The following is a 3,288-nucleotide window of genomic DNA, read 5'->3' as shown; positions in this document are numbered from 1 at the left end:
TCCGCGGATATCATCAGGGCCCGCGGCCAACCGGCCGCACTACGAGGCCGGACATATGCAAGCACCCAACCGGATTCGACGCGCTTTGAGGAAAGACTTGACGAAGGGGGTGTCCACATATGTCTCGCGATGCAAAGGCGGGGCTCGCCCCCGCCGGCGGAAATCAGTTGCCCCCCGTCCTTGAAGGGGCGGCGCCTTTGACGGCCGCCTGCCCATCTCTTGAAGGCCGCTCGGGGGACGGGTGGATGAGATTGCCCGGGAAGAGGCAAAGCGACGATCCAGAGCCACGACAGGGATCCGTGACCCCTGCCCAGCAATCCAACTGACAGCCCCCTGCGCGATGCAGCTCAGCCTGACAGGCGATGCCGATCCTCGAGCCCGATCTGCCCTGCCAGATGGTGGCGCAGCGCCTCTTTGCCGTACGCCCGGAGATCATCGTTGAAATCCCCGAGCCGCGGTTCCAACACCCAAACGACAATCCCGACCTTGGAGGCTCTGGCGCTCAACCTCTCTGCCGCGCGCTGGCCGGCAGGATCCCGGTCGATGGCGATGTAGAGGCGCTGAACCCCCTCCGGCAGCAGGACCGCCCCGAGGTGACCGGACGACAGCGCCGCCCAGACGGGAAGGCCGGGCACCGCCTCGACCAAGGACAGCATGGTCTCGATGCCTTCGCCGACCACGAGGATGTCGTCATGTGGGGTCAGCCTGACGGCATTGCCGAGGAGGTGACCCATAGCACGCCGCTGCGTCGCGACCCGCGCCTTCCCCTGTCCGTCAGGTGCCAGCCAAGTACGATGTACGCCCTGCACGGCCCCTGCCCCATCGGTGACCGCGGCGAGCAGCGCCGGCCTGGGGATGCCGCGGGTCTGGCCCTCATCCCGATGCCAGCACTTCGGGTGGAAGCGCAGGGCGCTCATCATGCCACCCTGGGTGAGGCCACGGGATCGGAGGTAGGTGTCGGCAAGCGTGCCTGCGACCGGCACCGAGGCTGCGAACAGACGCGCCGCCGCCGCTGGCGTGCCACCGGGGATTTTGGCCTTCTTCGGCACCGGTGCATCCGGGAGGACCGGCTGCGGGCGACCAAGGTACGCCCGGGCCTCGGCGAGAAGATCGGGAAAGCGGGAGATCCCTGTTCGCTCACGGATGATGTCCAGAAGATCACCATGCAGTCCGACCGCCGCATCCTGCCATTTACCACGGGCCCCCGGTCCAGACGTTGGCCCGGTCAGCCGCACGAAGAGCGACCGGCCGGGGTTGTTCTGCAGATCGCCAACGATCCAGTAGGACCCTTCCCGCCGTCCGGCAGGAAGGTACGCGCGACACACGCTCTCTGCGTCTTCCGCCAGAGCGCGGATCAGATCTTCGGTCTCGAAATACATGGCTCAACACCCTCCGCGTGCATGTAGTCCTGTCACAGGACAACGCGCAAGCAGACGATCCAGTATTGCGATGCCGCTCGGATCAACTGGGCAGAACAGACGCAGCTTCCAGGCGATGATCTCCGAGAAGAAGCCATCGGCCTTGAGCCGGTCCTTGGCGGCCTCCGTGAACCCGGAGACCTCGATCCGGTTCACCCCCATGACGCGGGAGCGGTGCAACTCCATTCCTTCAGCCAGCCGTACCACGGTCTTGCCCTCCATAACGAGGGCATGGATCTGCGCCGCCGTGAGCTTCGGTGCGTCGGCCGCCAGCGTGGTCGCGACCCAGGCGGGTGAGACACGGCGGCCGATGATGCGCTGGCCGTCATCGGTTTGGAGCCGGTAGACGCGGGTTTCATCCTGGGGAAGTTGCTTCCAGATCGGCAGCAGCAGGCCCGCCACGATGTGGAGCGTGGCTTCCGAGAACTCCGGCACCGCAGCCAGTTCCGCGGTCCAGGCGGCGATGAAGGCCGCGCGGTCGGCCTCGAGCCAATGCGTGTCGTCCATCAGCTTTGCAGGCACGGTGCTTGCCTCGGTGGGGCGGATCAACCGCAAGCGGGGCTCGATCGTGCCATCATCCAGCATTAGGCTGGTCGCGGGCACCTGCACCGCCGCGCGACCCGAGCGGCTGTTGACCAGGAGCCGTGCCTTCGGGTCATCAAGCCAGTCCAGCGCATTGGCCAGCGAGGTCGGCGTGTTGCGGCGCTTTTCTGCGATGGTCAGGAGCTGGGTTTCGGCGCCGGAGCCGGGATGGGTGTAGATCACCCTCGCATCGGTGACGCGGAAGCTCTCGGCGCGCAGCGTCTCGAGCCCGAGATCATAGACCCCGGCTGCGATTGCCCCCTCGATGCGTTGGTCGAGAAGTTCCTCGAAAGCCGAGAAAAGCACGGCCTGCATGTCGATCGTCAGCGCCAGCAGGCGATTGAGGAAGGTTGTGATCGGCGGCAACTCGTCCTTCAGCCCGTTGTCATCGGTCAGGCTAAGGCCGGTGGCATCCTCGAAGGCCCCGAGCGAACAGCCCGCGACATCGCCGCGATAGATGCGACGGTATAGCTGGCGCAAAGCATCACGGGCGTAAGGCGACTCAAGGTTATCCTCGGGCCGGAAAAGCCCCTGCCCGCCGGTCTGGCGCTGACCCCGCGTGATCGCGCCCAATGTGTCGAGGCGGCGCGCGATGGTCGAGAGGAACCGTTTCTCCGCCTTCACATCGGTGGCCACCGGTCGGAAGAGCGGCGGTTGCGCCTGATTGGTGCGGTTGGTGCGGCCGAGACCCTGGATGGCGGCATCGGCCTTCCAGCCGGGTTCGAGGAGGTAGTGGACCCGAAGACGCTGGTTCTTGGCCCCAAGATCAGCGTGATAGCTGCGCCCCGTGCCGCCAGCATCAGAGAAGACCAGGACGCGCTTCTGATCATCCATGAAGGCGGCGGTCTCGGACAGGTTGGCCGAGCCGGCACGGCTTTCGACGACAAGCCGCGCGGCGTGCCCCTCGCCCTTGCGCACGATGCGGCGCGAGCGGCCCGTGACCTCGGCCACGAGATCGGTGCCGAAGCGCTGGACGATCTGGTCGAGCGCGCCCGGGACGGGAGGAAGCGAGGCCAGCTTTTCAATCAGGGCATCGCGCCTGCGGGCGGCCTCGCGGCATTCGACCGGCTGGCCATCACGCACCACGGGCCGAGAGGACAGATTGCCCTCGCTGTCGGTGAAGGGCTCATAGAGCTGCACCGGAAATGAATGGGCGAGGTAGTCCAGGACGTAATATGCCGCGTCCGCGTTATGCAGAGCGCGACGCTTCATGTCGTTGATATGATGTTTCATTTCGGGATCTCCACTTGGCATAATCATGATGCCTCTGCTCTCAACCGCAGAAGGA

Annotated in this window: 2 protein-coding genes; both read right to left on the bottom strand. The window is 65.8% G+C overall.

Going from position 1 to position 3,288, the window contains the following annotated elements; translation table 11 throughout:
• Positions 1-347 precede the first annotated feature (347 nt).
• Positions 348-1,379: a toprim domain-containing protein gene (locus tag Q8M85_RS22500; protein WP_305549041.1), complete on the bottom strand. Its 1,032-nt coding sequence runs from the start codon at positions 1,377-1,379 to the stop codon at positions 348-350.
• A gap of 3 nt (positions 1,380-1,382) precedes the next feature.
• Positions 1,383-3,288, bottom strand: a 1,906-nt coding sequence (locus Q8M85_RS22495; protein ID WP_371135344.1) for a strawberry notch C-terminal domain-containing protein, incomplete at its 5' end; no start/stop codon positions are given.

It is taken from the genome of Tabrizicola sp. (assembly GCF_030694085.1).
GTDB lineage: Bacteria > Pseudomonadota > Alphaproteobacteria > Rhodobacterales > Rhodobacteraceae > Tabrizicola.
Note: the sequence above shows the minus strand (reverse complement) of the source record. Positions and strands in the feature narration are given on the sequence as shown.

Excerpts from the sequence above, each read along its gene's own strand:
- Q8M85_RS22500 (WP_305549041.1), bottom strand. The coding sequence starts at position 1,379 with ATGTATTTCGAGACCGAAGATCTGATCCGCGCTCTGGCGGAAGACGCA.